At 71.3% G+C, this 2075-nt stretch carries 3 protein-coding genes; 2 read left to right on the top strand and 1 reads right to left on the bottom strand.

Annotated elements, in window-relative coordinates; translation table 11 throughout:
• The first annotated feature begins 152 nt into the window (after positions 1-152).
• Positions 153-443: a hypothetical protein gene (locus ACFV4N_RS43160; protein WP_499678492.1), complete on the top strand. Its 291-nt coding sequence runs from the start codon at positions 153-155 to the stop codon at positions 441-443.
• A gap of 33 nt (positions 444-476) precedes the next feature.
• On the opposite strand, the gene ACFV4N_RS43155 is transcribed toward ACFV4N_RS43160, so the two are convergent.
• Positions 477-806 (bottom strand): DUF8129 domain-containing protein, encoded by a 330-nt coding sequence (locus tag ACFV4N_RS43155; protein ID WP_499678491.1) that lies wholly within the window; start codon positions 804-806, stop codon positions 477-479.
• Positions 807-1025: 219 nt separating this feature from the next.
• On the opposite strand from ACFV4N_RS43155, the gene ACFV4N_RS43150 reads away from it, so the two are divergent.
• Positions 1026-2039, top strand: coding sequence for a TerC family protein (locus ACFV4N_RS43150; RefSeq protein ID WP_499678490.1), 1014 nt, complete (start codon positions 1026-1028; stop codon positions 2037-2039).
• Positions 2040-2075 lie beyond the last annotated feature (36 nt).

Below are 2075 nucleotides of genomic sequence, written 5' to 3'. Positions count from 1 at the left end.
GTTTTTCGGGGGGGGGGGGGGGGGCGTGTTTTGCCGGTGGTTTTTGTTATGAGGCGGCCGGGTCGCGGCCGGGGCCTCGGGGGGCCGGGCGCGGCCCCGCGCCCCCCCCCCCCCCGGCGCGTCACCGGGCGGTCAGCGGGTACACCGCACCCATGAGCACAGCACCGGCGGTCGCCGCGTCCAGCCAGTGGGTCGACGAGGACGGCGTGCGGCAGCCGTCCGGCGACGTTCACGCGTGGGCGCCGGGCACCAACCAGACCCTGTGCGGGCAGGCCCTCAGCCGCAGCCGGCTGGGCCGCTTCCACCACGTGAGCTGGGCGGACGCCGTGTGGCTCGAACAGACCTCGGAACACGGCCTGCACCTGTGCCCGAAGTGCGTCGCCGCCACCACGCCGAGGTCGCAGCGGGGCCGCCGCTGGACGCGCGTGCGCCCGCGCCCCTGACCGGCACGCCGGTCAGGGGTCAGCGTTCAGCGGTCAGGGGCGTCCGCGCGAGGGCGTCTGACCGGCCACGCCGTGCCGCAGCGGGGTGTTCGGGTCGGGGGAGCTGCTGGGCGTCACCGGCGACCCGCCGGCCGTCGAGGACGCGCCCGGCGCGTTGCGCGGGTCGCCGCCGGACGGCTCGGCCCCGTCGTCCAGCTCCGCCAGTCGCGCGGTGAGCACCTCCACGACCGGCACCCGGTCACCGTGCTCCCGCTCGTGCTCCAGCACCCTGGCCAGTTCCTCCCGGGTGAGCGAGCGGACCCGGTGCCGCAGGTCGCCCAGTGGGATCTGGTCGTAGTCCGGGATCGGCAAGTCGTTGCTCATGCCCGGCGGCTACCCGGCCGACCGACCGGCAAACGGTCGTCGCGGCGCAGATCACGAGACCCCTCGCCGGCGGGTGAACCGGGAGGTGAGAGGGCTCCACGAGATGCGCGCCGGCATGAGATGCGGTCGGATCTCGGTGTGCCGGTTAGCGCAACGGCACCCTTTGCCTCTAATGTCCGATTCGTACACGACGGGTGATCAGGGAAAGCGAGGAACCCGGTGCTCGAGATCAACACCCTCACCTGGGTGGTCACCGTGGGGCTCATCCTGGTGCTGCTCGCGGTGGACCTGGTGCTCGCCGCGATCCGCCCGCACAAGGTCGGCTTCGCCGAGGCCACCGCCTGGTCGGTGTTCTACATCCTGGTCGCCGTCGGGTTCGGCGTCTGGATGTGGACGGCCCACGGCGGCGAGTTCGGCACCGAGTACTTCGCGGGCTACATCGTCGAGAAGTCCCTCTCGGTCGACAACCTGTTCGTGTTCGTGATCATCATGACCACCTTCGCGGTGCCCGAGGAGCACCAGCACAAGGTGCTGACCTTCGGCATCGTGCTGGCGCTGATCATGCGCGCGATCTTCATCGCCGTCGGCGCCACGCTGCTGTCGCTGTTCTCGTTCATGTTCCTGCTGTTCGGCCTGCTGCTGATCTACACCGCCGTGCAGCTGTTCCGGCACCGCAACGAGGACCCGGACGTGGAGAACAACGCCGTCGTGCGCACCGCCCGGCGCCTGCTGCCGCTGTCCACCGAGTACCAGGGCGGCAAGCTGTTCACCCGCGAGAACGGCAGGCGGGTCGGCACGCCGCTGCTCATCGTGCTGGTCGCCATCGGCGGCATCGACCTGCTCTTCGCGCTGGACTCCATCCCGGCCGTGTTCGGCGTGACCGAGGAGCCGTTCATCGTCTTCGCCGCCAACGCGTTCGCGCTGCTCGGCCTGCGCGCCCTGTTCTTCCTGGTGAAGGGCCTGCTGGACCGGCTGGTCTACCTGTCCACCGGCCTGGCGATCATCCTCGGGTTCATCGGCGTGAAGCTCATCCTGCACTGGGCGCACGTGGACCTCTCGCCCGACGTGCCCGAGATCCCGACCCCGGTCAGCCTCGGCGTGATCATCGCCATCCTGGTCGTGGTCACGGTGGCGAGCCTGCTCAAGACCCGCCGCGACCCCTCCGCCAAGGCCCACCCGGGTTCCCTGCGCGCCCGCAGCCCGAAGCGCGAGGAGGACGGCGGCACCCGCTGACCTCGGCCGGGCGCCGACCTCGGCGCTCTCCTCATC

Source organism: Actinosynnema sp. NPDC059797 (assembly GCF_042732085.1).
Classification (GTDB): Bacteria; Actinomycetota; Actinomycetes; order Mycobacteriales; family Pseudonocardiaceae; genus Actinosynnema.
This window is presented reverse-complemented; position numbering and strand designations above follow the sequence as displayed.